Raw genomic sequence first — 26224 nt, 5'->3', positions numbered from 1 at the left:
GCGATGAAAGCGTTTCGCTGGTGTGTGTTAGCAGCGTTGATGCTGGCGGCGATCCCTCTTCGCGCCGCCTGCACCTGGCCTGCCTGGGAGCAGTTTAAAAAGGATTACATCAGTGAGAGCGGGCGTGTCATTGATCCCAGCGACACGCGCAAAATCACCACGTCGGAAGGGCAAAGCTATGCGTTGTTCATTGCCCTGGCCGCGAACGATCGCAAAGCCTTTGATCAATTGCTGACGTGGACGCGCGACAACCTGGCCGGGGGCAATCTGAACGATAATTTGCCCGCCTGGCTATGGGGTCAGAAAGACCACGACAACTGGGCGATAATCGATACCAACTCCGCCTCGGATGCCGATGTCTGGATTGCCTGGTCACTGCTTGAGGCGGGCCGGCTGTGGAAACATCCGGACTATACCCGCACGGGTAAGGCGCTCCTTAAACGCATTACCCATGAGGAAGTGGTGAAAGTACCGGGACTCGGCTCCATGCTGCTGCCCGGGAAGGTCGGTTTTGCCGAGGAGAAAGCCTGGCGCTTTAACCCCAGCTATCTTCCTCCGCAGATAGCGAGCTATTTCACGCGCTTTGGTGCCCCGTGGACGACCCTTCGTGAAACCAACCTGCGCTTGTTGCTGGAAACGGCGCCAAAGGGGTTTTCGCCGGACTGGGTGCAGTATCAGAAAAACAGAGGCTGGCATTTGCAGCAGGATAAATCGCTGGTGGGCGGCTACGACGCCATCCGCGTCTACCTCTGGGTCGGAATGATGAGTGACAAAGACGCCCAGAAAGCCCGGTTGCTTACACGCTTCCGGCCGATGGCGACAATGACCACGAAACACGGTGTACCGCCGGAAAAAGTGGATGTGGCGAGCGGGAAGCCTGCGGGCAAGGGGCCGGTCGGCTTTTCCGCTGCGATGCTGCCTTTTTTACAGCAGCGTGATGCGCAGGCGGTACAGCGCCAGCGCGTTGCAGATAATTTTCCCGATAATAATGCCTATTACAGCTACGTACTGACTCTCTTCGGGCAAGGATGGGATCAGCATCGTTTTCGCTTCACCGCTCAAGGTGAATTAATACCGGACTGGGGCCAGGAATGCGCAACTTCACAGTAAATCTTCTCAGTTTATCGCTTAGCCTGGCACTGATGCCGCTGGCTCAGGCCGCTAACTCCCCGCAGCAGCAACAGCTGCTGCAACAGGTGCGGCTGGGTGAATCGACGCAGCGTGAGGATTTGGTTCGTCAGTCGCTCTACCGCCTTGAGCTGATTGACCCGAACAACCCCGACGTCATTGCGGCGCGCTTTCGTTACCTGCTTCGTCAGGGTGATAACGCCGGTGCGCAAAAAGAGCTGGATCGTCTGAAAGGGATCGCGCCGGGCTCCAGTGCGTATCAGTCCTCGCGCAATACGATGCTGCTTTCTACGCCTGAAGGCCGTCAGCAGTTACAGCAGGCCCGGTTACTGGCTACAACGGGTCATACTCAGGAGGCCATTGCGGCCTATGACAAGCTTTTTGACGGTAATCCGCCGGGCGGTGACGTGGCGACGGAATACTGGAATGTTGTGGCGAAAGATCCTGCCCGCCGTAGCGTCGCCATTAATCAGCTGAAGAAAATTAACGCCAGCAGCCCGGGCAATACGCAGTTGCAGGGCACGCTGGCCCAGCTCCTGTTCCAGACCGGACGCCGCGATGAAGGCTTTGCGGTGTTGCAGGAGATGGCCAAATCCAGCAATGGCCGCAGCCAGGCATCTGATATGTGGTATGAGCAGATCAAAGATCAGCCTGTCAGTAACGCCAGCGTCAGCGCGCTGCAAAAATACCTGAGCGTCTTCAGCGACGGCGACAGCGTAGCGGCGGCGCGTACTCAACTTGATACGCAGCAAAAACAGCTCGCCGACCCAACGTTCCGTGCAAAAGCACAAGGGCTGGCGGCGGTGGATGCCGGGCAGGGCGATAAGGCGGTGGCGGATCTGCAAAAAGCGGTCAGCGCAAATCATGCCGACAGCGAAGCCGTGGGCGCGCTTGGACAGGCGTACTCTCAGAAAGGCGATCGCGCCCGTGCGGTGGCGCAGTTTGAAAAGGCGATCGCCCTCGATCCGCAGAGCGATAACCGCGGTAAATGGGACAGTTTGCTGAAAGTTAACCGCTACTGGCTGCTGATCCAGCAGGGTGATACCGCCCTGAAAGCGAACAATACGGCGCAGGCGGAACGTTATTACCAGCAGGCGCGTGCCCTCGACAATACCGACAGTTATGCGGTGCTGGGGCTGGGAGATGCCGCGGCGGCGCGTAAAGACACGGCTGCGGCGGAACGTTATTACCGTCAGGCGCTGCGTATGGACAGCGGTAACAGCAATGCCGTTCGTGGCCTTGCCAATGTTTATCGTGCGCAGTCCCCGGAAAAGGCCGCGCAGTTTATCCAGACGCTCTCTGCCAGCCAGCGCCGAAGCATTGATGACATTGAACGTAGCCTGACCAACGAGCAGCTGTCAGCCCAGGCGGAACAGCTGGAAAACCAGGGCCAATACGCTCAGGCGGCGGAAATTCAGCGTCGTCGTCTGGCACTCTCTCCGGGCGACGTCTGGATAACCTACCGTCTGTCGCGCGATCTCTATAGCGCGGGCCAGCGCAGCCAGGCGGATACCCTGATGCGCCAGCTTGCCAGCCAGAAACCGTCCGATCCGGAACAGGTGTATGCCAGTGGGCTGTATCTCTCCGGAAACGATCAGGACCGGGCCGCGCTCACGCATCTGGAGACGCTTCCGCGCAGCCAGTGGAACGCTAATATTAAGGAGCTTGCCGACCGCCTGCAGAGTAACCAGACGCTGGAAACGGCAAACCGACTGCGCGACAGCGGCAAAGAGCAGGAGGCGGAAAACCTCCTTCGCCAGCAGCCGTCCTCTACCCGTATCGACTTAACCCTTGCGGACTGGGCGCAGCAGCGTGGCGATCTGGAGGCCGCGAAAACGGCTTATAACACCGTGCTGGAGCGTGAACCGCAGAACGAAGATGCGATCCTCGGTCTGACCGAAGTGTATAGCGCCCAGGGCAACAAAGAGGCAGCCCGTGCCGCGCTGGCAAAACTGCCTGCTGCGCAAAACGGAGAGCCGCTGTCGCTCAATATGCAGCGCCGGATCGCGATGGCGCAGGCAGGCCTTGGGGATTCCGCCGCCGCAGAGCAGACGTTCAGCAAGATTATTCCTCAGGCGAAATCACAGCCTGCATCTATGGAAAACGCGCTGGTATTACGTGATGCCGCCCGTTTCCAGACGCAAAATGGTCAGCCTCAGCAGGCACTGGAAACGTATAAAGATGCGATGGTGTCGTCAGGTGTTACGACGACACGTCCGGCTGACAATGACAGCTTTACCCGCCTGACGCGTAACGACGAAAAAGACGACTGGCTGAAACGCGGCGTGCGTAGCGACGCCGGTGATTTGTACCGTCAGCAGGATGTTAACGTCACGCTGCAGCATGATTACTGGGGCTCCAGCGGCACCGGCGGCTATTCCGATCTTAAAGCGCATACCACCATGTTACAGGCGGATGCACCACTGGCGGATGGCCGTATGTTCCTGCGTAGCGATTTGGTCAATATGGATGCCGGGTCCTTTTCCACCGATAACGGTACCTACGATCCGAAATGGGGCACCTGTTACGAAACGCCGTGTAGCGGCAACACGCATCAGTCAGCAAATGGCGCGAGTATTGCCGTGGGCTGGCAGAATAAAACCTGGGCGTGGGATATTGGTACCACGCCGATGGGCTTTGACGTTGTCGACGTGGTCGGCGGTGTAAGCTACAGCAGCGACCTGGGGCCAATCGGTTACACCGTTAACGCCCATCGTCGCCCGATCTCCAGCTCTCTGCTCGCCTTTGCCGGGCAAAAAGATACCAACACCGGCACCACCTGGGGCGGCGTGCGCGCAACCGGCGGTGGCGCGAGCATCAGTTATGACAAAGGTGAGGCGCACGGCGTCTGGTCGAGCCTGAATGCGGAAACGCTGACGGGTAAAAATGTGGAAGATAACTGGCGCGTCCGCTGGATGACCGGTTACTACTACAAGCTCATCAATAAAAACAATGAGCGTCTGACCGTCGGCGTGAGCAACATGCTCTGGCACTACGATAAAGATCTGAGCGGTTATACGCTGGGTCAGGGCGGTTATTACAGCCCGCAGGAGTATGTCTCCTTCGCGTTGCCTGTCACCTGGCGTAAACGTACCGAGAACTGGTCCTGGGAGCTGGGCGGATCGGTGTCATGGTCTCATTCTAAAACTAACGACGTGATGCGCTATCCCATTCAGGGACTGATTCCGACCGATGAGCCCGGTCGCTACACCGACAGAGGCGAAATGGAAACCGGCAGCAGCAGCTCAGGCACGGGTTATACCGCACGGGCCATTATCGAGCGCCGGGTCACGTCCAACTGGTTTGTGGGCCTCGGTGTGGATATTCAGGAAGCAAAAGATTATACCCCAAGCCACGCACTGCTTTATGTTCGCTACTCTGCTGCAGGCTGGCAGGGCGATATGGACTTACCGCCGCAGCCGCTGATCCCTTACGCGGACTGGTAATCGGATTTAACTTAATCCATTTGTAAGTCTCTCTTAAAAGTACAGCAATCGGGTATACTCAGGCGCACCAGGTTTACACCCTGGTGCGCCCTGCGCTTCGAGTTTTGTGGAGAGTCATTTTGCGTGTCAGCCGTTCCTTAACTATCAAACAGATGGCGATGGTTTCTGCCGTCACAATGCTGTTTGTACTCCTTTTTTGCGTAATTTTGCTGTTTCATTCCGTACAGCAGAATCGCTATAACACGGCTTCGCAATTAGAAAGTATTGCCCGCTCGGTGCGTGGCCCGCTCTCTGCCTCTATTTTGAAAGGGGATATTCCCGAAGCGGAAACCATTTTAAAACGCATTCAGCCTGCCGGTGTCGTGAGCCGCGCAGACGTGGTGTTACCCAATCAGTTTCAGGCGCTGCGGATGAGTTTTATCCCCGAGCGACCGGTCCCCATGATGGTGATGCGACTGTTTGAACTGCCGGTGCAGATTTCGCTGCCGGTCTATTCGCTTGAGCGTCCCGCGAATCCACAGCCGTTGGCCTACCTTGTTCTGCAGGCAGACTCGTACCGCATGTACAAGTTCGTCATGAGCTGGGTTGTCACGTTAGTGACCACTTGCTTACTTATGACGCTTATTCTGAGCGTGGCGCTGACCTGGTGTATTAACCGTCTGATTGTGCATCCGCTACGCCGGATTGCCCGGGAGTTGAACACGCTTTCACCGCAGGACCAGGTGGGGCATCAGCTTCCGCTGCCGCGTCTTCATCATGATGACGAGATTGGCATGCTGGTACGCAGCTATAACCTCAACCAGCAGCGGATGCAGCGCCAGCAGGATGAGCTGAACAGCAGCGCCACGCGCTTCCCGGTGTCGGAGCTGCCCAATAAAGCCTTCCTGATGGCGATGCTGGAACAGACTGTTGCCCGCCAGCAAACCACCGCGCTGATGGTGATCGCCTGTGAAACCCTGCAGGACACCGCCGGCGTGCTCAAAGAGAACCAGCGTGAAATGCTGCTCCTGACGCTGGTGGAGAAAGTGAAGTCCGTGCTGGCCCCGCGCATGGTGCTGACCCAGGTCAGCGGGTATGACCTGGTGGTGATTGCCAACGGCGTGAAAGAGCCGTGGCATGCGATCACGTTAGGTCAGCAAGTACTCACTGTCATTAATGAGCGGCTGCCCATTCAGGGCATCCAGCTTCGTCCAAGCGCCAGTATCGGTATTGCGATGTACTACGGTGACTTAACGGCGGAACAGCTTTACCGTCGTGCTTTCTCGGCGGCGTTTACCGCCCGGCGCAAAGGGAAAAATCAGATCCAGTTCTTCGACCCGGAACAGATGGAAAGGGCGCAGCAGCGCCTGACGGAAGAGAGCGACATTTTGACCGCGCTGGATAACCGTCAGTTTGCCCTCTGGCTCCAGCCGCAGGTGAATTTGCTGACGGGCGAGGTGATCAGCGCGGAAGCGCTGCTGCGCGTGCAGCAGCCGGATGGTTCATGGGAATTGCCGGAAGGGCTCATTGAGCGCATCGAATCCTGTGGCCTGATGGTCACCGTCGGTTACTGGGTGCTGGAGGAGTCGTGCCGTCAGCTTGCTGCCTGGCAGGAACGAGGCGTGACGCTCCCGCTGTCGGTCAACTTGTCCGCCCTGCAGCTGATGCATCCGACCATGGTGTCTGAGATGCTGGAGCTGATCCATCGTTACCGGATCAAGCCTGATACGCTGACGCTGGAAGTCACGGAAAGCCGGCGTATTGACGATCCTAATGAGGCGGTCGCGATTCTGAAACCGCTGCGTAATGCCGGTATACGCATCGCGCTGGACGATTTCGGTATGGGTTATGCCGGGCTGCGTCAGCTCCAGCATATGAAAACCCTGCCGGTGGATGTGCTGAAAATCGACAAAGCCTTTGTTGAAGGGTTGCCGGAAGACAGCAGCATGGTCCAGGCCATTATCCAGCTGGCCCGCAGCCTGAAACTGCAGCTGATTGCCGAAGGGATTGAGACAGACGCGCAGCGCACCTGGCTGGCTGAAGCGGGCGTGGAGGGCGGACAGGGCTTCCTGTTTGCGCCGGCTGTTCCGTCGGATGTCTTTGAACAACGCTACCTTTCCGGTGGGGACAATAGCGCAAACGTGTAATTTTGTTGCTGGCTTGTGCGAGCCAGCTCAAAGTTCTTAACATTTGTGTTTCAAATTTGAACTGGGTTTATTTCTGTCCTGTTATACGGGTGTTATTTTAAAGCCGCAGGTTAACCATAACCTTACAAAGCCTGTGGTTTTTCTTCCCAAGGACACCCTATGAAAACCTCACTCTTCAAAAGTCTCTATTTTCAGGTCCTGACAGCCATCGCAATCGGTATTTTGCTTGGTCACTATTACCCTGAACTTGGCGCACAAATGAAACCGCTTGGCGACGCATTCGTTAAGCTCATCAAAATGGTCATCGCCCCGGTGATCTTCTGTACCGTCGTGACGGGCATCGCTGGCATGGAAAGCATGAAGGCGGTAGGCCGTACCGGTGCAGTGGCGCTTCTCTATTTCGAAGTGGTCAGTACCCTTGCGCTGATTATTGGTCTTATCATCGTGAACGTGGTGCAGCCCGGCGCGGGGATGAACGTTGACCCGTCGACGCTGGATGCCAAAGCGGTCGCGGTGTATGCCGATCAGGCGAAAGACCAGGGGGTAGTGGCCTTCCTGCTGGACGTTATCCCAGGCAGCGTCATCGGTGCATTTGCCAGCGGCAACATTCTGCAGGTGCTGCTGTTTGCCGTCATGTTTGGCTTTGCCCTGCACCGTCTGGGCAACAAAGGCCAGCTGATCTTTAACGTCATCGAAAGCTTCTCGCAGGTCATCTTCGGCATCATCAATATGATCATGCGCCTGGCGCCCATTGGGGCCTTCGGTGCGATGGCATTCACCATCGGTAAGTACGGTGTGGGTACCCTGGTGCAGCTAGGTCAGCTCATCATCTGCTTCTATATCACCTGTATTCTGTTCGTGGTGGTGGTGCTGGGCTCAATCGCCCGCGCGGCAGGGTTCAGCATTTTTAAATTTATCCGTTATATCCGCGAAGAGCTGCTGATTGTTCTGGGGACCTCTTCATCAGAATCGGCCCTGCCGCGCATGCTCGATAAGATGGAAAGGCTGGGCTGCCGTAAATCGGTGGTGGGGCTGGTCATCCCGACGGGCTACTCCTTCAACCTTGATGGCACCTCGATATACCTGACAATGGCGGCCGTGTTTATCGCTCAGGCGACCAACAGCCATATGGACATTTTCCATCAGGTTACCCTGCTGGTGGTGCTCCTGCTCTCGTCTAAAGGGGCCGCAGGTGTTACTGGCAGTGGCTTTATCGTGCTGGCGGCCACCATTTCCGCGGTCGGACACCTGCCGGTGGCGGGTCTGGCTCTGATTCTCGGTATTGACCGCTTTATGTCTGAAGCCCGTGCCTTAACCAACCTCGTAGGTAACGGTGTGGCAACGGTAGTCGTGGCAAAATGGGTGAAAGAGCTGGATCACAAAAAACTCGACGATACGTTAAATAATCGCCAGTCAGACAGCAAAACTCCTGGTTTATCCTCTTAATATTGTCACAAATGCCCGCATTCCCTTGTCGGGATGCGGGCTCCTGCGCATAATAACTGTTCGTACCTGTCATAATTCGACAAGATTTTTTTTGGGTATATTTCACTTCTGACCGTGACGTTTTGTAGAACACGCGGTCTAATCGACGTGTTTTCATCGTCATCTTTTAGAGTGAAACGCGTCGCGAGACACTCTCTTTAACCAGGAATGTTGATCAGGGGTTCACATGCAGGGCACAAAAATTCGACTCTTAACCGGCGGTTTGCTGATGATGGCAGCAGCCAGTTATGTGCAGGCAGATGCGCTCCAGCCAGACCCGGCCTGGCAACAAGGGACACTAGCGAACGGTTTTCAGTGGCAGGTTTTAGCCACCCCACAACGTCCGAGTGACCGTGTTGAAATCCGTCTGTCTGTCAATACCGGCTCCCTCACGGAAAGCACTCAGCAAACCGGTTTTAGCCACTTTATTCCCCGACTGGCGCTCACGCAGAGCGGCAGTTTACAAGCAGTTCAGGTGCGTTCGCTCTGGCAACAGGCCATTGATCCGAAACGCCCGCTTCCGCCGGCTGTGGTCTCGTATGACTACACCATGTTCAACCTGAGTCTGCCAAATAACCGTAACGACCTGCTCAAAGAAGCCCTTACGTATCTCGCCGATGCGTCGGGCAATCTGGCGATTACGCCGGAAACTGTTAACTATGCGCTGAGCAACAGTGACATGGTTGCCACCTGGCCTGTGGACACCAAAGAGGGCTGGTGGCGTTACCGCCTGAAGGGTTCAACGCTGCTTGGGCATGACCCGGCCGAGCCGCTGAAACAGCCGGTGGACGCTGAGCAGGTAAAATCGTTCTACCAGAAATGGTACACCCCGGACGCGATGACGCTTATCGTGGTGGGGAATGTGGACAGCCGTGCGGTGGTGGAGCAGATCAACAAAGCGTTTGGCGAACTGAAAGGCAAACGCGAAACACCGGCCCCTGTCCCAACGCTCTCTCCGCTGCGCGCAGAGCCTGTCAGCATTATGACGGATACCGTTCGTCAGGACCGCCTCTCCGTCATGTGGGATAACGCCTGGCAGCCAATCCGTGAGTCAGCGGCGCTGCTGCGCTACTGGCGTGCCGATCTGGCACGTGAAGCGCTGTTCTGGCACGTTCAGCAGACGCTCAGCAAGAATAACGTGAAGAATATCGGTCTCGGCTTTGACTGCCGCGTGCTGTTCCAGCGTGCACAGTGTGCCATTAACGTTGAATCGCCGGGCGATAAGCTGAATGCGAATCTGGGCGTGGTGGCAAAAGAGCTGGCAAAAGTGCGCAAAGAGGGCCTGTCGGAAGAAGAGTTCAATGCACTGGTCGCGCAGAAAAAACTTGAGCTGCAGAAGCTGTTTGCAACGTATGCCCGCGCCGATACCGACATTCTGATCAGCCAGCGTATTCGCTCACTGCAGAATCAGGTGGTGGATATCGCGCCGGAGCAGTACCAGAAGCTTCGTCAGGACTTCCTGGAGGGGTTGACCGTTGATATGTTGAATCAGGACTTACGTCAGCAGCTGTCGCAGGAAATGGCGTTGATTCTTCTGCAGCCGAAAGGCGAGCCGGAATATGACATGAAGGAACTTCAGTCGACCTGGAATACCATTATGGCCTCCGCGCCGCAGCCATCGCAGGCTGCTACCGCAGATGATTTGCACCAGGACGCAACGGATATCCCGCAGGGGCAGTAATGCCCCTCATCCAGAACCCTCTCCCTGTCGGAGAGGGTTTTGTTTTTACTGTGGCATTGCCTCACGCGGAATAATTGCCCCGCGATACTGGATCACGGTGCTCGCCGTCAGGTGTCCACGCTGGGCCGCCGCTTCAGGTGTCCCGCCCGTCAGACGCACCGCCAGATAGCCCGCACTGAATGAATCACCCGCCGCCGTCGTATCAATCACTTTCTCTTTCGGCAACGTCACCGCAGGAACGTCGATGACGGCTTCACCTGCGATGGCGACCAGACATGAATCAGCCCCGCGCTTAATCACCACTTCACTTACGCCGGCGGCCTGCGTACGCGCAATCACCTCATCAACGGGTTTCTCACCCCACAGCGCATCTTCATCATCAAGCGTCAGGAAGGCGATATCGGTGCATTGCAGTATCTGCTGATAAACCTGCTGCGTCTCTTCACGGCTGGCCCACAGGCGCGGACGGTAGTTATTATCGAAAATAACCTTGCCGCCATTGGCGCGGCATTCACGCAGTAACGACAGCAGCTTTTCACGGCTGGTTGAGCTTAAAATAGCCAGGCTAATCCCGCTCAGATAAAGATAATCAAAGGTGGCTAACGCTTCGCAGATGGCAGCCGCAGCGTCGCTCTCCAGCCAGAATTTGGCCGCGGCTTCGTTACGCCAGTAGTAGAAGGTCCGCTCGCCGGTATCGTCGGTTTCAATGTAGTAAAGCCCCGGCAGGCGGTTTTCCATACGCTGTATCAGCGAGGTGTCCACCTGCTCACTCTGCCAGGCTTCCAGCATTTGCTGGCTGAAACTGTCCGTCCCCAGGGCGGTGACGTAGTTCACGGTAAGGGCCTCAGGGGCAACCTGACGGGCAATATAAACGGAGGTGTTTAACGTATCGCCACCAAAACCGCGGCTGACTTCCGCGCCTTTTTGTGACAGCTCAATCATGCATTCGCCAATCACGGCAATTTTCTTGGTCATAGTCGTGAACCTGAACAGAGTAATTTTCGGTAGTGTGCGCTGAGTGAATTATGTGGTCAACTATATTAAAACGACGTTCCATTATTTTATTTGAGCCAGCGCGTGTTCCTGTTAATTTCTGCCCGCTTAATTTCATTTTCCGGCTGAATTGAACATAAAGTTCTCAATTGCCGGGCCGATAACCCTTTGACGAGTCCAGAAAGGCCATCCAACAACAGGACATCTGAAATGAAGTCAGAGCAGGTTATCCAGCGGCTGAGCACTACGCCTGAGGCAAGTATTGAGAACTTGCAGGAGCATCGCTACTGGCTGCAATGTGAGCGTGCGTACACCTATCAGCCGATCTACCGAACGGACGGTCGACTGATGGCTATTGAAATTTTGACCGTCGTGACGCACCCGTCAAACCCCTCACAGCGTATCGCTCCGGACCGCTATTTTGCCGAAGTTGCCGTGCGCCAGCGCCTGGATGTGCTGGAAGAACAGCTCCGTATGCTGGCAACCAAACAGGCCTTTTTCGAACAGCACGCCATCCTCGCCTCGGTCAACGTCGATGGACCCACCTTGCTGGCGCTGCGCCAGAACGCGAAATTACAGGAGCTGATCGCCTCCTTACCGTGGATGCGCTTTGAGCTGGTGGAGCATGTTCGTCTGCCACAGGACTCATCATTTGCCTCGATGTGCGAATTCGGCCCGCTGTGGCTGGATGACTTTGGCACCGGGATGGCGAACTTCTCTGCCCTCAGCGAAGTGCGTTACGACTACATTAAAGTGGCCCGCGACCTGTTCATTATGCTGCGCCAGACCCCGGAAGGGCGGAATCTGTTTACGCTGTTATTACAGCTGATGAACCGCTACTGCCAGGGCGTGATAGTGGAAGGTGTGGAAACGCTGGAAGAGTGGCGTGATGTGCAAAATTCTCCCGCGGCGGCGGCACAAGGCTATTTCCTCTCTCGTCCGGTCCCAATGGATACCCTCGATTCCGTGATAACGATCCTCTGATCTGCCCGCTTCCCTTTGTCTGAACTATAGTTTTACAGGTAAGGTCATCAGGAAAGGGGATAACAATGACAAAAACAACCAGGGTAATCGCCTGGACAGCAGGGATTTTATTGTTGTTGATCGTGGTCACCGTCGTCATTATCGCGACGTTTGACTGGAACCGCCTTAAGCCGACCATCAACCAGAAAGTCTCCACCGAACTCAATCGCCCCTTCGCCATACGCGGCGATCTCGGGGTGGTGTGGGAACGCCAGAAAGAGGAGACCGGCTGGCGAAGCTGGATCCCCTGGCCGCATGTCCACGCCGACGATATCATTCTCGGCAACCCGCCGGATATTCCTGACGTGACAATGGTGCATTTGCCCCGCGTAGAAGCCACGCTGGCTCCGTTAGCGCTACTGACCAAAACGGTTTACCTGCCGTGGATCAAGCTTCAGCAGCCCGATGCGCGTCTGATCCGCCTTTCCGAAAAGAACAACAACTGGACGTTTGATCTCGCCAGCAGCGACGAAAAAGATCCCAATGCGCAACCCTCATCATGGTCATTCCGTCTCGACAATATTCTCTTCGATCGCGGGCGGATCGCCATCGACGACAAGGTCAGCAAGGCTGATGTTGAGATCCTGGTCGATCCGTTGGGCAAACCGCTGCCGTTTAGCGAAGTGACCGGCGCAAAAGCGAAGGGCGATAATGCCAAAGCCGGGGATTACGTTTTCGGCCTGAAGGCCGAAGGGCGCTACAAAGGGCAGCCCCTGACCGGCACTGGCAAAATTGGCGGCATGCTGACGCTTCGAAGCGACTCGACGCCATTTCCTGTGCAGGGGGATTTCCGCTCCGGGAACACGCGGGTGGCCTTCACCGGGACCGTCAACGATCCTATGAACATGGGGGGCGTTGATCTGCGGCTGAAGTTTGCCGGTGATTCGCTGGGTGAACTGTATGAACTCACTGGCGTCCTGCTGCCAGATACGCCACCGTTTGAGACGGACGGGCATCTGGTGGCAAAAATCGACACGGAAAAATCGTCGGTATTTGATTATCGCGATTTCAATGGCCGTATTGGCGACAGCGATATCCATGGCTCGTTGACCTACACCACCGGAAAACCGCGTCCGAAACTGGAAGGCGATGTGGAGTCTCGTCAGCTGCGGCTGGCCGATTTGGGGCCGCTGATCGGGATTGATTCCGGTAAAGGCACGAAATCAAAAGAGGTGAAGAAAGATCGCCAGCCGGCGGGGAAAGTCCTGCCTTACGATCGCTTTGAAACCGATAAGTGGGACGTAATGGATGCGGATGTTCGCTTTAAAGGGGGCAAAATCGAACATGGCAGTACGCTGCCGATCAGCAATCTTTCGACCCATATCCTGCTTAAAAATGCCGATTTACGCCTGCAGCCGCTGAAGTTTGGCATGGCGGGTGGGACCCTCTCATCGAACATTCACCTCGAAGGCGATAAAAAGCCGATGCAGGGGCGTGCCGATATCAAGGCCCGCCGGCTCAAACTGAAAGAGCTGATGCCGAACGTGGAATTGATGCAGAAAACCCTGGGTGAAATGAACGGCGATGCGGATATCCGCGGCGTGGGGAATTCCGTAGCTGCACTGCTCGGGAGCAGTAACGGTAACCTGAAGCTTCTGATGAATGACGGGCTGGTGAGCCGCAACCTGATGGAGATCCTTGGGCTGAACGTCGGGAACTACGTCATCGGGCAAATCTTCGGTGATGATGAGGTGCGGGTGAACTGTGCGGCGGCCAACCTGGATCTGGTCAACGGCGTGGCGCGCCCGCAAATTTTTGCCTTCGATACGGAGAACGCGGTCATCAACGTGACCGGCACCGCCAGTATGGCCTCCGAGCAGCTTGATTTAACCATCGATCCGGAAAGTAAGGGGATTCGTATCATCACCCTGCGTTCGCCGCTCTACGTGCGTGGGACCTTTAAAAATCCGCAGGCGGGTGTGAAACCTGGTCCGCTGATTGCGCGCGGCGCGGTGGCGGCAGCACTCGCGACGCTGGTTACGCCAGCGGCGGCGCTGTTGGCGTTAATTTCGCCGTCAGAAGGGGATGCGAATCAGTGCCGGAACATTTTGTCGCAGATGAAAAAATAACGTACGGCTTTCGGGACCTTTACCCTCTCCCTGGGGGAGAGGGTATCAGGCCGCGGTGAATTACAGAGACTGGTGCTTCGTCTCGTGGGTCAGCAGCAGGGCAATCAGCGTCAGCGCTGCCATGGCGGCCAGGTAAACGCCCACGTAGAACAGGCCATAATTTGCCTGCAGCCAGGTGGCGATATAAGGCGCAACGGACGCACCCAGAATAGAGGCAACGTTATAGGAGAACGACGCGCCGGTATAACGCACTTCCGTCGGGAACAGCTCTGGCAGCAGCGCGCCCATCGGGCCGAAGGTCAGGCCCATCAGGCTCAGACCAATGAGCAGGTACGCCATGACCAGCGCAGGGCTACCTGAACCCAGCAGCGGCGGGAAGACGAACAGGGCAAACAGAATGATCAGCGTGGTGATAACAATCATGCTTGAGCGACGACCAAACTTATCCGCCAGCAGGCCGGCAATCGGCACCATGACGCCAAACCCAATGACCGCCATCATCAACATCCACAGCACTTCGTTACGCGGCAGGCCGAGTCCAACCGGCGCGGCGGCGGTGCTGAACGTCATTGAGTAGACCGTCATGATATAGAACAGCGTGTAGGTCGCGAGCATGATAAACGTGCCCAGTACCGTCACGCGGACGTGTTTAGTCAGCAGCGTACCCAGCGGCACTTTTACCTGTTTTTTCGCGGCGGCAACTTTAGCGAAAACCGGCGTTTCGTGAAGCGACACGCGGACATACAGGCCAATCAGCACCAGCACGGCGGAGAAGACGAACGGAATACGCCAGCCCCAGCTCATGAACTGTTCGTCCGTCAGCAGCCAGGAGAGCAGCAGGAAAGTCCCGTTCGCAAAGAAGAAGCCAATCGGTGCGCCAAGCTGCGGGAATGAACCGTACAGCGCGCGTTTGCGTGCCGGTGCGTTCTCCGTGGCCAGCAGCGCCGCACCCCCCCATTCACCGCCCAGCCCCAGACCCTGACCAAAACGCGCCAGCGCCAGCAGCATCGGGGCCAGAATACCAATGGTTTCGTAGGTAGGCAGCAAGCCGATAGCGACGGTGGAGATCCCCATCGTCAGCAGCGAGGCCACCAGCGTGACCTTACGGCCGATGCGATCGCCGAAGTGTCCAAACAGGGCAGAGCCAATCGGACGCGCAACAAACGCGATCGCAAAGGTAGCCAGAGACTGCAGCGTGGCTGCCGTCGGGTCACCCTGCGGGAAGAAAATATGCGGAAAGACAATGACCGCTGCGGTGGCATAAATGTAAAAGTCGAAGAACTCAATGGCGGTGCCAATCAGCGAGGCGACGACAACTTTGTTTCGCGAGTTAACCGGCGCGGTTTCCGCGCCGGAGTCGAGTGTTGTGGCTGTTGCTTGCATAATATTTTCTTATTTTTAGTCGGACGAAAGGCCATATTACGCACAGCAAAAGCGACATTTCAATCTGTAACAAAGCCGCGCACTGGTGATAAAAGCAACAAAAAGCGGATAATGTTCAGGCCAGACAAAACACTTCTATGAAATGCTTCACAGTTTTCAAATATCAGCTGATAAAACTGGTTTTTGGTTAAATAAAAGTTACGGACTGGATTTATATGCTGAAATGATGAATCGGGCTGAAGTTTCAGCCCGGGAGAGACGTTATCGGTGTGTTTTACCCGGCATGCGCGGGTCGTCTTTGTACTCGGCGGTGGCAATCCATGCCGCGCAGAACAAGGTCAGGCGGGCGAAGAAGTAGAAGAACGCCATCAGCCCCAGCACCGAGCCAAACGCCGCGCCAGAAGGGGATTTCACCAGCGATGGCAGAGTGTAAGTCATCACAATTTTGATCACTTCAAAGCCTATCGCCGCAATCAATGTGCCGCGGATCAGCGCCTTCTTACGCGGACGATGGCGGGGCAAGCGCCAGAAGATCCAGAAGAACAGCAGATAGTTGGCGAAGATGGAAATAGCCAGTCCAATGCCGCGCCACGCGGGCTTCAGCCACTCGATGTAATCCAGATAGAGCGCAGAGATAATCATCTGCTGCGCCGAACCGGCGACAGAGGTGATGGAGAGCGTCACAATCAGCGCGACGAGCAGGCCAATCAGCGAAACAAAGTCGCGAAGATACTTAACCCAGATTTTCTCCTGGTCCTGAGGCTTACGCTCCCACACCTCGCGCGACTGGGCACGAATGGCCTCGCGAAGGTTGCCCATCCAGTTAATCCCGGAGTAAAGGGCAATCAACAGACCGACAATACCGACCGTCGTACGTTGCTGTACGGCGGTATTAATGGTGTTTTTGAGCGTGGTAGCGAGGGTCGGATCACTGACGTTATTCAGGATTTTATTGAAGATATCCTGCAACAGCGTTGGGTGTGACGCGAGTACAAAACCGGCTGCGGCAAAGGACACCATCAGGATAGGGATCATCGATAAAAAAGAGAAATAGGTGATGGCAGCCCCAAACTGGTTACCCATGCGGTCATTAAACCGCTCTGTTGCGCGTATCAGGTGCGCAATCATGGGGAACTGCTGTATCCGCTCTGCCAGGCTGGTGACAGTCCCCAGCGCTTTGCTGGCGGTGCCTGGCATTTTTACTTCTTCAGGCCCGGTTTCCATCTTCTGGATGGGTTCGTAATCTAAATGTTGGGTAGGTCGTTGCGGGTTGTTTTCCGGCGTCACGCGACTTTTCCTTTTCGTTTGGCTGGATGTTATTGAATTATAGCTTGCGACTAATCCACGTAAGCTTTTGTGAGTGCAGTAAGCCACTCCATAAACAGATGTACCCGACGGGAGAGGTTGCGCCGGTGGGGATAAATCAGCGATACCGGCATCGGTTCCGCCCGGTACTGTGGGAGAACTTCAATCAACTTCCTGGTGCGCAGAGCGTCACGCACGCCAACGCGCGGCACCTGGATAATACCCAGTCCGGCGATGCACGCCGCCTGATACGTTTCTGTGCTGTTGACGGTTAAGACCCCGCCCGTCTTCACCCACTGCGTCGACGTGCCGTTATAAAATTCAAAGCCCTGGGGACGTGTTCCCAGCGTGGCGGCATAGTGAATGACGGCGTGTGAACCCAAATCTTCCAGCGTGTCCGGATAGCCAAAACGCGTGACATAATTCGGGCTGGCGCAGTTAATCACCGACAGCTTGCCCAGCGGGCGGGCGATAAGTCCCGAGTCTTTGAGCGCGCCGACGCGTACCACACAATCAAACCCTTCACGAATAACATCCACCAGGCGATCGCTGCTGCTAAGTTCTAGCTCGATGCCCGGATATTGCTGCAGAAAAGCAGGCAGTTTGGGGATGACTAAATTTCGAGCAACGCTGACGGGCATATCCACGCGTAACCGACCGCTGATGGTGGAGGGGTCATGCTGGAACATACCGTCCAGTTCATCCAGGTTTGTCAGAAGATCTTTTGCCCGCTCGTAATACACCATGCCGTCCTGCGTCAGGCTTACGCGACGCGTGGTTCGGTGCAATAGCTGGGTTCCCAGTCGGTTTTCCAGCGCCTGAATTTGCCGCGAAACACTGCCTTTCGGCAGCGTCAGTGACTCCGCCGCCCGGGAAAAACTCTCCAGTTCCGCGACACGAACAAACAGCTGCATTGCGTGAATTTTATCCATAGACGAAGCTCATTGTTGTTGCAATTGAAACAGTGAAGCGCTCTGCGACATCTTTATTGATCTTCTATCACCTAATAAGCTCTTTCTCAATCTCCACAACAGTCAAAACGAGGTTTCTTATGTCTGAACGTATTGCATTAGTCACAGGTGGTAGCCGTGGTCTGGGTAAAAACGCGGCGTTGAAGCTCGCAGCAGACGGAACGGGAATTATCCTGACCTATAACCGAAGCCAACAGGAAGCGCTGGATGTTGTGCGCGAAATTCAGCAAAAAGGCATTAACGCGGCCGCATTGCAGCTCAACGTCGGAGATGTTGCCAGTTTCGACCTTTTTGCCGGTCAGCTTCAGGAAACCCTTAATACCGTATGGCAGCGTGAAACCTTTGATTATTTATTAAACAACGCCGGGACGGGCTTGTACGCGCCCTATGCCGAGACAACGGAAGCCCAGTTTGATGAGGCGCTGAATATCCATTTCAAAGGGCCTTTTTTCCTGACGCAGCGTTTGCTTCCCTTGCTGAACGACGGTGGGCGGATCCTGAACGTCTCCAGCGGGCTGGCCCGTTTTACGCAACCCGGTTCCGGCACTTATGCGGCAATGAAAGGGGCGATGGAAGTGCTGACCCGTTACCAGGCGAAAGAGCTGGGCGCGCGCGGTATCTCCGTCAATATCATTGCTCCCGGTGCGATAGAAACCGACTTTGGCGGCGGACGCGTGCGTGACAACGCGCAGCTTAACCAGACGCTGGCAACGCAGACGGCGCTCGGGCGCGTAGGGCTGCCGGATGATATCGGTGATGCCATTGCGGCGCTGCTCAGCGATAAACTGGGCTGGATGAATGCGCAACGTATTGAAGTATCAGGCGGTATGTTCCTGTGATGCCTTCGCTTAAGGGGATGGAACCTCTTAAGGAAATCCTCAAATTGAATGTGTCCAGATACTGGGAGATATAAATAACACTGGTGGATTTGTAACGTCTCCGTTCATTGAGTTTTTTCTTAAATAATGCCTCTGTAGAATCTCCCTTCGCGACTCTCAGGGGGAGAAAAACGATGCGGGTAATTATGTTTGACAGGCAGTCCCTGTTTATTCACGGAGCGATACACAGTCTTCAGAAATTAATTCCGGAAATAAATATTACGGGAAGCTGTCAGGCAGAAGATTTACGGGCGCAAATTTCAGCGTCACCCTCGGCTATCGTCATGATTGACGGGAATTTAATTGAGGATGAGGGGATCGCCTGGCTGGAAGCGATCATGCAGCGTTTCCCGACGATACGCGTGGTAATGGTTCTGGCTAAAAAAGAGGCCCGATGGGTTGAGCAATTGCTGCAGCGAAACGTGATGGCCATTGTTCCCCGCAATGCGCACCCGGAGCGCTTTTCCGCGGTGCTGGATTCGGTCTCCCGAGGAATGGTGTGCTTCCCCGGTGAGTGGGTGAGGCAACCGTCGGCGCCGCAGGCGTTATTATCCTTAAGCGAACGCCAGCGCGAAGTCCTGAAATTACTGGCGGCGGGGGAGTCCAACAAAGAGATCGGGCGCAATCTCAACATCAGCGCCGCCACGGTGAAAGCGCACCTGGAAGCGCTTTTCCGCCGCCTGGAGGTGAAAAACAGAACCCAGGCCGCGATGTACTATACCCGGGCGACGGCCTGAAGAATTGCGGTCGGGAGTGAGGTCGTCTCACCGAAACTGAGCATCATCAACACCAGCGCGTCGTGCTGCTGTTGGGTTAACGGGCGTTTAAATTTTTCCCGCAGCAGCGTTTCGCACAGCTGAATATCATCGTGAAGTAAATATTCAGCCTGTAGCGGCGTGATAAGACGCTGAAAACATTCGCCCTGGCGAATAACATGGCCATAGCCAATAACCCATAAACCGTTTTCATCACGATATTTCTCCAGAGAAAGCCCCTGGTGTTTTTTTATTAACGCAATGGCGGCAGAAGATATCTTCAGCGCATGACCTTTCATATTCGTTTCCTCTTAATGGCAATATTGTAGAGGAAACGACACGCGCAAAATATCCGCCAAATGGCTATAGATCAGGAATGATTGCTGAGATATTCCTGCTTCAATAAACCGAACAGCCAGTCATTATGCCATTGTCCGCCAAGGTAATAACTCTCGCGTAACTCGCCCTCCAGACGAAAGCCCGTTTTTTCCAGCAGGCGTCTGGAGGCGATATTCCCCGCCGTGACGGTGGCGGTGAGGCGGCGTATGCCGCCCTGATGAAAGGCGTAACCGCACAGCGCCTGCAGCGATTCGAAGCCGTAGCCTTTCCCCTGGGCCGCAGGTGCAAAAAGAAAACCCACTTCCGCGCAATCGTCATCGCGATGAATATAACCGGTGACGCCGAGCGGTACGCCGGAGGTGGCGTCACGCACAACGAGGCAAAGCCAGTGCGCGCTGCCCGGCGTCCAGGGCGTCAGACGAGATTCGAACGCCTCGCGGATCGCCTCCACGGGGCGATCTTCCGCGACAAAACGCATCACCTCGGGGTCGTGCTGCAACGCCAGGAAAAAGGGCCAGTCATGGTCTTGCAGCGGTGAACAGATAAGACGCGATGTCGTTAAGACAGGCATTCAGATTCTCCTGAAACATTTAAAATGATTTTCGTGGTGTCACTTTATTTCAACAGAAAGTCAGGTATGGTTAACCTCGTATAAATAAAAAGAAAAACGGCCATTACAGGCCCATTCTGGTTGTCTTCGTTGTCGCTTAAGGAAAACAATGACTCTCAGCACAGCACACCCTATCCGCGAACAGTTCGAACACTGTCTGGCGGTTATTCGCCAGGCCTCGGTTGAAATTTTACTTCTCCTGAATGTACATGTTTCTGAGGGAAAAGATCCACGCTGGTTTCTGGAACAACTGGACAGCGCGCGTTTAGGCCTGGGGGGCTGGAATGCGGTTGCGAAGACGCTCAATTTGAATGACGCGGAGATGTCCGAATTCACGCTGCAATTGCGTCTGCTTCAGCAGCGTGTTCCTCAGTACGAAAGCGGTCAGGATGTCAGTGAAAACCAGCTGATTGCCGCGATGCGGTTTGTGACCACCCTGGAGCACCTTCGTTTGCAACAGCCTCTTCTGACCTACAGCACCGAAGTGGCGCCTGGCAGTGAACTCCAGCAACAACAGGCGCATAAGCAGGTACGTACGATTGAGTTGATGATAAAAGGGCTCATCCAGCAGGCCTGGCCCGATCAGGTGCGGCTGAATAACCATCTTAAAACCCTGTTTAACGCGGACCGCGTGCGGCGCTGGCTGAAGCTTGGTGACATCAATGATGTGCTGAGCGGCATGATGTTCAGTGAGCTGGCACAGATGCTGGTGGATAAAAAAGAGTTCAGCCGCTACTACGCCTCGCTGTTTAACGATCCGTCAATGCTCACGCTGATGGTGGAACCGCGGAAAACCTTGCAAACCTTCCTCGATGATATTCGGCAAATCCGCAACAATATTACCGTGCAGAAGGCGTTAAGTTCGGCGCAAATCCAGCTGCTGGATAACTACTACACGCAGATCACCCGACCGGTTCAACGTGCTTTTGAAGAGGGGAGAACCCGCGTCAACCCGGCCGGACTGATGGCGGTGGATGCCAGCGAGCTGCATGCTTTCTGGGAAAAGGCGCAGAAAATGGATCGTGTGACCGGCGGGGATCTCTTTGAGGTTCGTGACACGATTGAAAAACCGACCCAGCGCGCACCGCGCACGCCAGAACAGCGTGAGCAGCTTATTTCCGGCGCGTTATGGGGGGCGGTTGGCGTGATGGTGATTGCCATTGTGGCGGGCGGCTTCTGGCTGGTAACCAGCAGTAAACCCCAGCCTGCAGCCGGGAACGTTGCAGAAACGGCCCAGCCTCAGGAGATGCGCGAAACCCCGTCCTCGCGCGAGACGCTGTCGCGCATGGGCGTGACCTGGGACGAGAATAATTTCCGCTCGGCGATTAACCGCAATGATACCCGGGTGGCACTGCTGTTTTTGCAGGGAGGGATGGACTGGAAGCTCTCCTGGACGGAAGAGGCGATGTCGGCTGACTATGACGACGTTCTGGAGCTGATGTTGCGCTACCGACAGAACATGGTGGAACAGAAGCCGTGCCGGCGCTTTATCAACACGCTCAGCCATGCCATGTCGAATGGCGAGTCCCTGACGTCAATGCGTAAACAGTATCTGAAGGCGTTTTGCACCGTGCCTGCCGTGGTGAAGCGCCAGCAGCATGATCTGGATTTGGCGACGCGTCGGGCACAGTCACAGCCGGATGCCACCACAAAAAAATGGCAGTCCATCCAGACCGCCATTTATGAAGTGATTCGTTAATCCTGTCTTCTCCCTCTCCCGGGAGGAGAGGGATGGATACGGGCATCAGACCGCAGAAGGTCACGGCTCCCCATACAACCCAATCAACCGCCGTACCACGCCGTTAGTCCAGCCGAAGCCATCCTGCAGCGGGTACTCACCCCCGCCCCCTTCGCGCGGCGTACTGCTGGCGATGTGATATTTCTCAATCAGCTTATGGTGGGCTTTATAGAAATGATTCACCGTCTGCAGCCAGCTCCAGGCAATCTCATCGCCCAGCGAGTCATTGCCGTACTGTTTGAAGCCCTGAATCGCCATCCACTGCAGCGGCGCCCAGCCGTTGGGTTTATCCCACTGCTCGCCGGTTTCGTACTCGGTGGCCAGAATCCCGCCCGGCGTCAGCAGACGTGCTTTTACCGCATCAGACAAGCGTTCAGCCTGCTCGTGGGTCGCCATGCCAACGTACAGCGGCACAATGCTCGCCGCTGAGAACAGCGCCATGACCTCGCGGCGCCAGTCGTAGTCACGGTAACAGCCATTCTCGTCATCCCACAGATACCGGTTCACCGCGGCGCGGCGATCGCTGGCTTTCTGGCGGAACAGTTCCGCGGTCTCTTTATCCCCTTTCGATGCCGAAATATTGGCGATCGCGCTTTCCAGTTTGAACAGGAACGCGTTCAAATCGATAGGAATAAACTGCGTGGTGCGGATGCTGGCAAGTCGGCCAGGCTCCCGCAGCCAGCGCGAGGAGTAATCCCAGCCGGAGGCCGCACCTGCGCGCAAATCGCGATAAACCTCATTCGGCGGACGGCCAGAGTGACGGGCGGTTTCCACATCCTCAATCCATGATTCATCACGTGGCGTGTCACGGTCGTCCCAGTAGCGGTTTAACAGCGAGCCATCCGGCATACGCACCGCGCTGCGATAGGCCTGATTAAGCAGCAGCGATTCCGCCCCGTCCATCCAGAAGGCATGCTCCATTTTGAGGTGTTCAAGGTAGCGCTTTGCACCGCGCACACCATCCTCTTCAAACAGCTCTACCATCAGGGCAAATACCGGCGGCTGGGAGCGGCTGAGATAATAGGTACGGTTACCGTTCGGGATATGGCCGTAGCGTTCAATCAACCACGCGAAGTTATCCGCCATACATTTCAGCAGATCGTTACGTCCGCTCTCTGCCAGACCCAGCATAGAGAAGTAGGAATCCCAGTAATAGGTCTCACTAAAACGCCCGCCGGGCACGATATAGGCCTGCGGCAGCGCCAGCAGAGAAGACCAGGGGATGTGGTCCTGCGGCTCGCGCGTCAGCACGGGCCACAGGCTGTCAATGTGCTCTTTTAGCGACAGGCCGGGGTCGGAGACATATTCCGTGGTATAGGTCTCTGGCAGCCAGAAGTGGTTCTCCACGAACCGGCGCAGGTCGAAATCCCGGTGGCGCCTGACCTTGCGATAGCGGATCAGAATATCCAGAGGATCCATCTTCGGGGCACAGTCGGGGAAGGTTTTGCTGTCCGCAAACAGACGTGTCGACTGCACGTGCTCGAACAGTTCCAGATAGCGATCGGCGGGCGTCAGAGCATCAGAGGCGGGTAGCCCCTCAATCATTTCGGGTTCCGGCTCCGCCTCAATCATTTCATCCAGTTTTAACTCGCAGGGATCGGTCTCGTAGCGCAGCTCTTCTGCAATCTCGAACTCGATGTTCTCGGCAGCCTGTAGTTTCTGGTTGAACATGGCGATAAGGACCTCCGGTTGTGTGTTCAAAATAACAGTTTTTTCCGGGCGTCTTATAAGCGTAGACATTCGCTTCGGTGTTGGCTGAGGGAAATGTGCGGTTGATCACGTTTTTAAACGCGGGGTATTTGCGGAGTTAAAACAGTAATTGCCTGAAAAATAAAGGCTAAAAGGGATTTTTAGACAGATTTATGGGGCAAATAATTCAGAGCATTCGTTGTGCAACGATTTATGTCTGAAACAAACGCCCCTCCGCAGAGGGGCATTTTGCTTAACGCATGGTGACAAATTCTTCGGCCGCTGTCGGGTGGATCGCAACGGTGTTATCGAAGTCTTTCTTGGTGGCACCCATTTTGAGCGCCACGGCGAAGCCCTGCAGGATCTCGTCCATGCCAAAGCCAATGCCGTGGATACCGACAATCTTCTCTTCCGGACCCACGCAGACCAGCTTCATGCGGCATGGCTGACGGTGAGAGGTGACGGCGGTATACATCGCGGTGAACGCGGATTTATACACTTTCACCTGGTCGTCGCCATACTGCTCGCGCGCCTGAGGTTCTGTTAAGCCCACTGTGCCGATTGGCGGGTGGCTGAAGACCACGGTCGGAATGTTACTGTAGTCCAGATGCTCTTCCGGTTTGTTGTTAAACAGACGCTCAGAGAGGCGACGGCCCGCGGCAACCGCAACCGGCGTCAGTTCGACCGCACCGGTGTTATCGCCCACCGCGTAAATGCCCGGAACGCTGGTGTTCTGGAATTTATCGACAACGATATACCCTTTCTCATCGGTTTTAACGCCCGTCGCCGCCAGGTTGAAGTTGTCGTTAGCCGGTTCACGACCAATCGCCCAGATCAGGCAATCCACGGTCTGGCTACGGCCATCTTCCAGCTCAAGCGTCAGGCTACCGTCTGCATTTTTCACGACCGCTTTTGGCACGGCGTGGGTGTGCAGCGTTGGGCCTTCGGTATTCATCACTTCGACCAACGTATCGACGATCAGCGGGTCAAAGTTGCGCAGCGGCGCGTGTTTACGCACGAACAGGTGCGTTTCTGCGCCCAGGCCATTAATCACACCGGCCAGTTCTACGGCGATGTATCCCGCGCCCACCACGGCAACACGTTCTGGCAGAGCAGGCAGCTCGAAGAAACCGTCGGAGTCGATACCGTATTCCACACCGGGAATATCCGGGTGGCTCGGACGCCCGCCGGTCGCGATCAGGATGTGATCGGCAGTGATCGTCTCACCGTTAACGTCGATCGTCTTCGCATCAACAAAGCGCGCAAAACCATGAATAACATCGACGTTGTTCTTGCCCAGCACATTGTCGTACGAGGTATGAATACGGTCGATATAGGCAGTACGGCTGGCGATCAGCTTGTTCCAGTCAAAGTTATTGATGGTGGTGTCAAAGCCGTAATCCGGGCCATACATATGGATTGCTTCACGGATTTGGGCCGCATGCCACATCACTTTCTTCGGTACACAACCCACGTTGACGCAGGTGCCGCCCAGCGCTTTGGCTTCGATCAGCGCACATTTCTGGCCATACATGGCCGCGCGGTTGATGGAGGCGATGCCGCCGCTGCCGCCGCCGATTGCGATGTAGTCATAATGCTTAGTCATAGCTTTTATCCTTAATCGTGAATTGCCGCGATTGTATACCTGAAATCAATAGTTTCCACCGATGACTGCGATTACTCCGGCACGATCCAACTGACGGTGGCATGGCCCGTTCCGGCCGGCACCAGCGTCTTGTGCAGCCACGGCAGCACGTTGTTCATCTGCGCCTCGAGCTTCCATGGCGGGTTGATCACAATCATGCCGGAAGCGGTCATGCCGCGCTGGTCGCTGTCCGGGCGCACGGCCAGTTCAATTTGCAGAATTTTGCGGATACCGGTCGCTTCCAGGTCTTTGATCATGCGTTTAATTTGCGCACGCAGCACCACCGGATACCACAGGGCATAGGTGCCCGTCGCAAAGCGTTTGTAGCCGTCGTTAATACCGCTCACTACCGCCTGATAGTCGGTTTTGATCTCATAAGGCGGGTCGATCAGCACCAGACCGCGACGGGATACCGGCGGCAGTTTGGCCTTCAGCTGCTGGTAGCCATCCGCCTTTTCCACACGGGCGCGGCTGTCTTTCTGGAATTCAGAACGCAGCAGCGGGAAGTCGCTTGGGTGCAGCTCGGTCAGCTGAAGGCTGTCCTGCTCGCGCAGCAGCTGGCGGGCAATCAACGGCGAGCCAGGGTAGTAGCGCAGCTGGCCGTTGCGGTTAAAATGATTCACCACACCAATGTAGGGCTCCAGCTCTGCCGGCAGGTCGTCCTGCTGCCAGATGCGGGCGATCCCTTCCAGGTATTCCCCGGTGCGTTCGGCATGTTCGCCGCTCAGCTGATAACGTCCCGCGCCCGCGTGGGTGTCCAGATAGAGAAACGGTTTATCTTTCTCTTTGAGTGATTCAATGATCAGGCTCTGAACGGTGTGTTTAAGGACGTCGGCGTGGTTGCCTGCGTGAAAGCTGTGGCGATAACTGAGCATGAATGAATGTGTTCCAGGTAGTAAACGTAGGCCTGATAAGCGTAGCGCCATCGGGCAAAAATAGAGCCTATCGCCACAGTATACA

The 26224-nt window shown here is 55.7% G+C and carries 19 protein-coding genes; 10 read left to right on the top strand and 9 right to left on the bottom strand.

Annotation, left to right across the window (positions count from 1 at the left end; genetic code table 11):
- The first annotated feature begins 3 nt into the window (after window positions 1–3).
- The 5 genes from bcsZ to AM379_RS06790 all read left to right on the top strand — a co-directional run bounded on the left by bcsZ (window position 4) and on the right by AM379_RS06790 (window position 9866).
- The gene (gene bcsZ, locus AM379_RS06810) at window positions 4–1110 is read left to right on the top strand and encodes a cellulose synthase complex periplasmic endoglucanase BcsZ (protein WP_032679200.1); all 1107 of its coding nucleotides are present in this window, start codon (window positions 4–6) and stop codon (window positions 1108–1110) included.
- Entirely contained in the window at window positions 1092–4574 is a 3483-nt protein-coding gene (bcsC, locus tag AM379_RS06805) for a cellulose synthase complex outer membrane protein BcsC (protein ID WP_106503560.1), read from the top strand. Before bcsZ ends, bcsC begins: the two co-directional genes overlap by 19 nt.
- A gap of 119 nt (window positions 4575–4693) precedes the next feature.
- Complete coding sequence (gene hmsP, locus AM379_RS06800; RefSeq protein ID WP_025202803.1) at window positions 4694–6700, top strand: biofilm formation regulator HmsP; 2007 nt, start codon at window positions 4694–4696, stop codon at window positions 6698–6700.
- Between the two features lie 159 nt (window positions 6701–6859).
- Window positions 6860–8146, top strand: coding sequence for a dicarboxylate/amino acid:cation symporter (locus AM379_RS06795; RefSeq protein ID WP_106503559.1), 1287 nt, complete (start codon window positions 6860–6862; stop codon window positions 8144–8146).
- A gap of 226 nt (window positions 8147–8372) precedes the next feature.
- Window positions 8373–9866, top strand: coding sequence for a M16 family metallopeptidase (locus AM379_RS06790; protein WP_014172086.1), 1494 nt, complete (start codon window positions 8373–8375; stop codon window positions 9864–9866).
- 45 nt (window positions 9867–9911) lie between these two features.
- On the opposite strand, the gene AM379_RS06785 is transcribed toward AM379_RS06790, so the two are convergent.
- Window positions 9912–10841: a sugar kinase gene (locus AM379_RS06785; RefSeq protein WP_106503558.1), complete on the bottom strand. Its 930-nt coding sequence runs from the start codon at window positions 10839–10841 to the stop codon at window positions 9912–9914.
- A gap of 228 nt (window positions 10842–11069) precedes the next feature.
- Here AM379_RS06785 and pdeH point away from each other — a divergent pair, with 228 nt between their 5' ends.
- Entirely contained in the window at window positions 11070–11843 is a 774-nt protein-coding gene (gene pdeH, locus AM379_RS06780; RefSeq protein ID WP_020884490.1) for a cyclic-guanylate-specific phosphodiesterase, read from the top strand.
- A 65-nt stretch (window positions 11844–11908) separates the two neighbouring features.
- Window positions 11909–13951: an AsmA family protein gene (locus AM379_RS06775; RefSeq protein WP_106503557.1), complete on the top strand. Its 2043-nt coding sequence runs from the start codon at window positions 11909–11911 to the stop codon at window positions 13949–13951.
- A 60-nt stretch (window positions 13952–14011) separates the two neighbouring features.
- Here AM379_RS06775 and AM379_RS06770 read toward each other — a convergent pair whose 3' ends face one another.
- From AM379_RS06770 to AM379_RS06760, 3 genes are all read right to left on the bottom strand, one after another.
- Window positions 14012–15334 (bottom strand): MFS transporter, encoded by a 1323-nt coding sequence (locus AM379_RS06770; protein ID WP_014172082.1) that lies wholly within the window; start codon window positions 15332–15334, stop codon window positions 14012–14014.
- A 261-nt stretch (window positions 15335–15595) separates the two neighbouring features.
- Window positions 15596–16621, bottom strand: coding sequence for an inner membrane protein YhjD (gene yhjD, locus AM379_RS06765; RefSeq protein WP_020884492.1), 1026 nt, complete (start codon window positions 16619–16621; stop codon window positions 15596–15598).
- 50 nt (window positions 16622–16671) lie between these two features.
- Window positions 16672–17571 (bottom strand): LysR family transcriptional regulator, encoded by a 900-nt coding sequence (locus AM379_RS06760; protein WP_106503556.1) that lies wholly within the window; start codon window positions 17569–17571, stop codon window positions 16672–16674.
- A gap of 119 nt (window positions 17572–17690) precedes the next feature.
- Between AM379_RS06760 and AM379_RS06755 the strand changes: the two genes are divergently transcribed.
- Both AM379_RS06755 and AM379_RS06750 read left to right on the top strand, forming a co-directional pair.
- On the top strand, window positions 17691–18449 hold the full coding sequence (locus tag AM379_RS06755; protein WP_106503555.1) for an SDR family NAD(P)-dependent oxidoreductase: 759 nt from the start codon (window positions 17691–17693) through the stop codon (window positions 18447–18449).
- A 173-nt stretch (window positions 18450–18622) separates the two neighbouring features.
- Complete coding sequence (locus AM379_RS06750; protein WP_041162899.1) at window positions 18623–19225, top strand: response regulator transcription factor; 603 nt, start codon at window positions 18623–18625, stop codon at window positions 19223–19225.
- On the opposite strand, the gene AM379_RS06745 is transcribed toward AM379_RS06750, so the two are convergent.
- Both AM379_RS06745 and AM379_RS06740 read right to left on the bottom strand, forming a co-directional pair.
- Window positions 19204–19542, bottom strand: a complete 339-nt coding sequence (locus AM379_RS06745) for a lysozyme (RefSeq protein WP_014172077.1) — start codon at window positions 19540–19542, stop codon at window positions 19204–19206. The genes AM379_RS06750 and AM379_RS06745 overlap by 22 nt on opposite strands.
- A gap of 71 nt (window positions 19543–19613) precedes the next feature.
- The gene (locus AM379_RS06740) at window positions 19614–20153 is read right to left on the bottom strand and encodes a GNAT family N-acetyltransferase (RefSeq protein WP_025202811.1); all 540 of its coding nucleotides are present in this window, start codon (window positions 20151–20153) and stop codon (window positions 19614–19616) included.
- Window positions 20154–20301: 148 nt separating this feature from the next.
- Between AM379_RS06740 and AM379_RS06735 the strand changes: the two genes are divergently transcribed.
- Window positions 20302–21891: an STY4199 family HEPN domain-containing protein gene (locus tag AM379_RS06735; protein ID WP_014172075.1), complete on the top strand. Its 1590-nt coding sequence runs from the start codon at window positions 20302–20304 to the stop codon at window positions 21889–21891.
- A gap of 60 nt (window positions 21892–21951) precedes the next feature.
- Here AM379_RS06735 and AM379_RS06730 read toward each other — a convergent pair whose 3' ends face one another.
- The 3 genes from AM379_RS06730 to AM379_RS06720 all read right to left on the bottom strand — a co-directional run bounded on the left by AM379_RS06730 (window position 21952) and on the right by AM379_RS06720 (window position 26139).
- Window positions 21952–23601, bottom strand: a complete 1650-nt coding sequence (locus AM379_RS06730; protein ID WP_020884498.1) for an alpha,alpha-trehalase — start codon at window positions 23599–23601, stop codon at window positions 21952–21954.
- Between the two features lie 271 nt (window positions 23602–23872).
- Window positions 23873–25225: a glutathione-disulfide reductase gene (gene gorA / locus AM379_RS06725; RefSeq protein ID WP_014172073.1), complete on the bottom strand. Its 1353-nt coding sequence runs from the start codon at window positions 25223–25225 to the stop codon at window positions 23873–23875.
- Window positions 25226–25296: 71 nt separating this feature from the next.
- A complete protein-coding gene (locus AM379_RS06720; protein WP_020884500.1) occupies window positions 25297–26139 on the bottom strand; it encodes a 23S rRNA (adenine(2030)-N(6))-methyltransferase RlmJ in 843 nt (280 codons plus the stop codon).
- Window positions 26140–26224: the final 85 nt, after the last annotated feature.

The sequence above is a fragment of the Enterobacter cloacae complex sp. FDA-CDC-AR_0132 genome (assembly GCF_003010695.1).
Classification (GTDB): domain Bacteria; phylum Pseudomonadota; class Gammaproteobacteria; order Enterobacterales; family Enterobacteriaceae; genus Enterobacter; species Enterobacter ludwigii.
The sequence above is the reverse complement of the archived record's forward strand: the minus strand, read 5'-3'. Positions and strand labels throughout refer to the sequence as shown.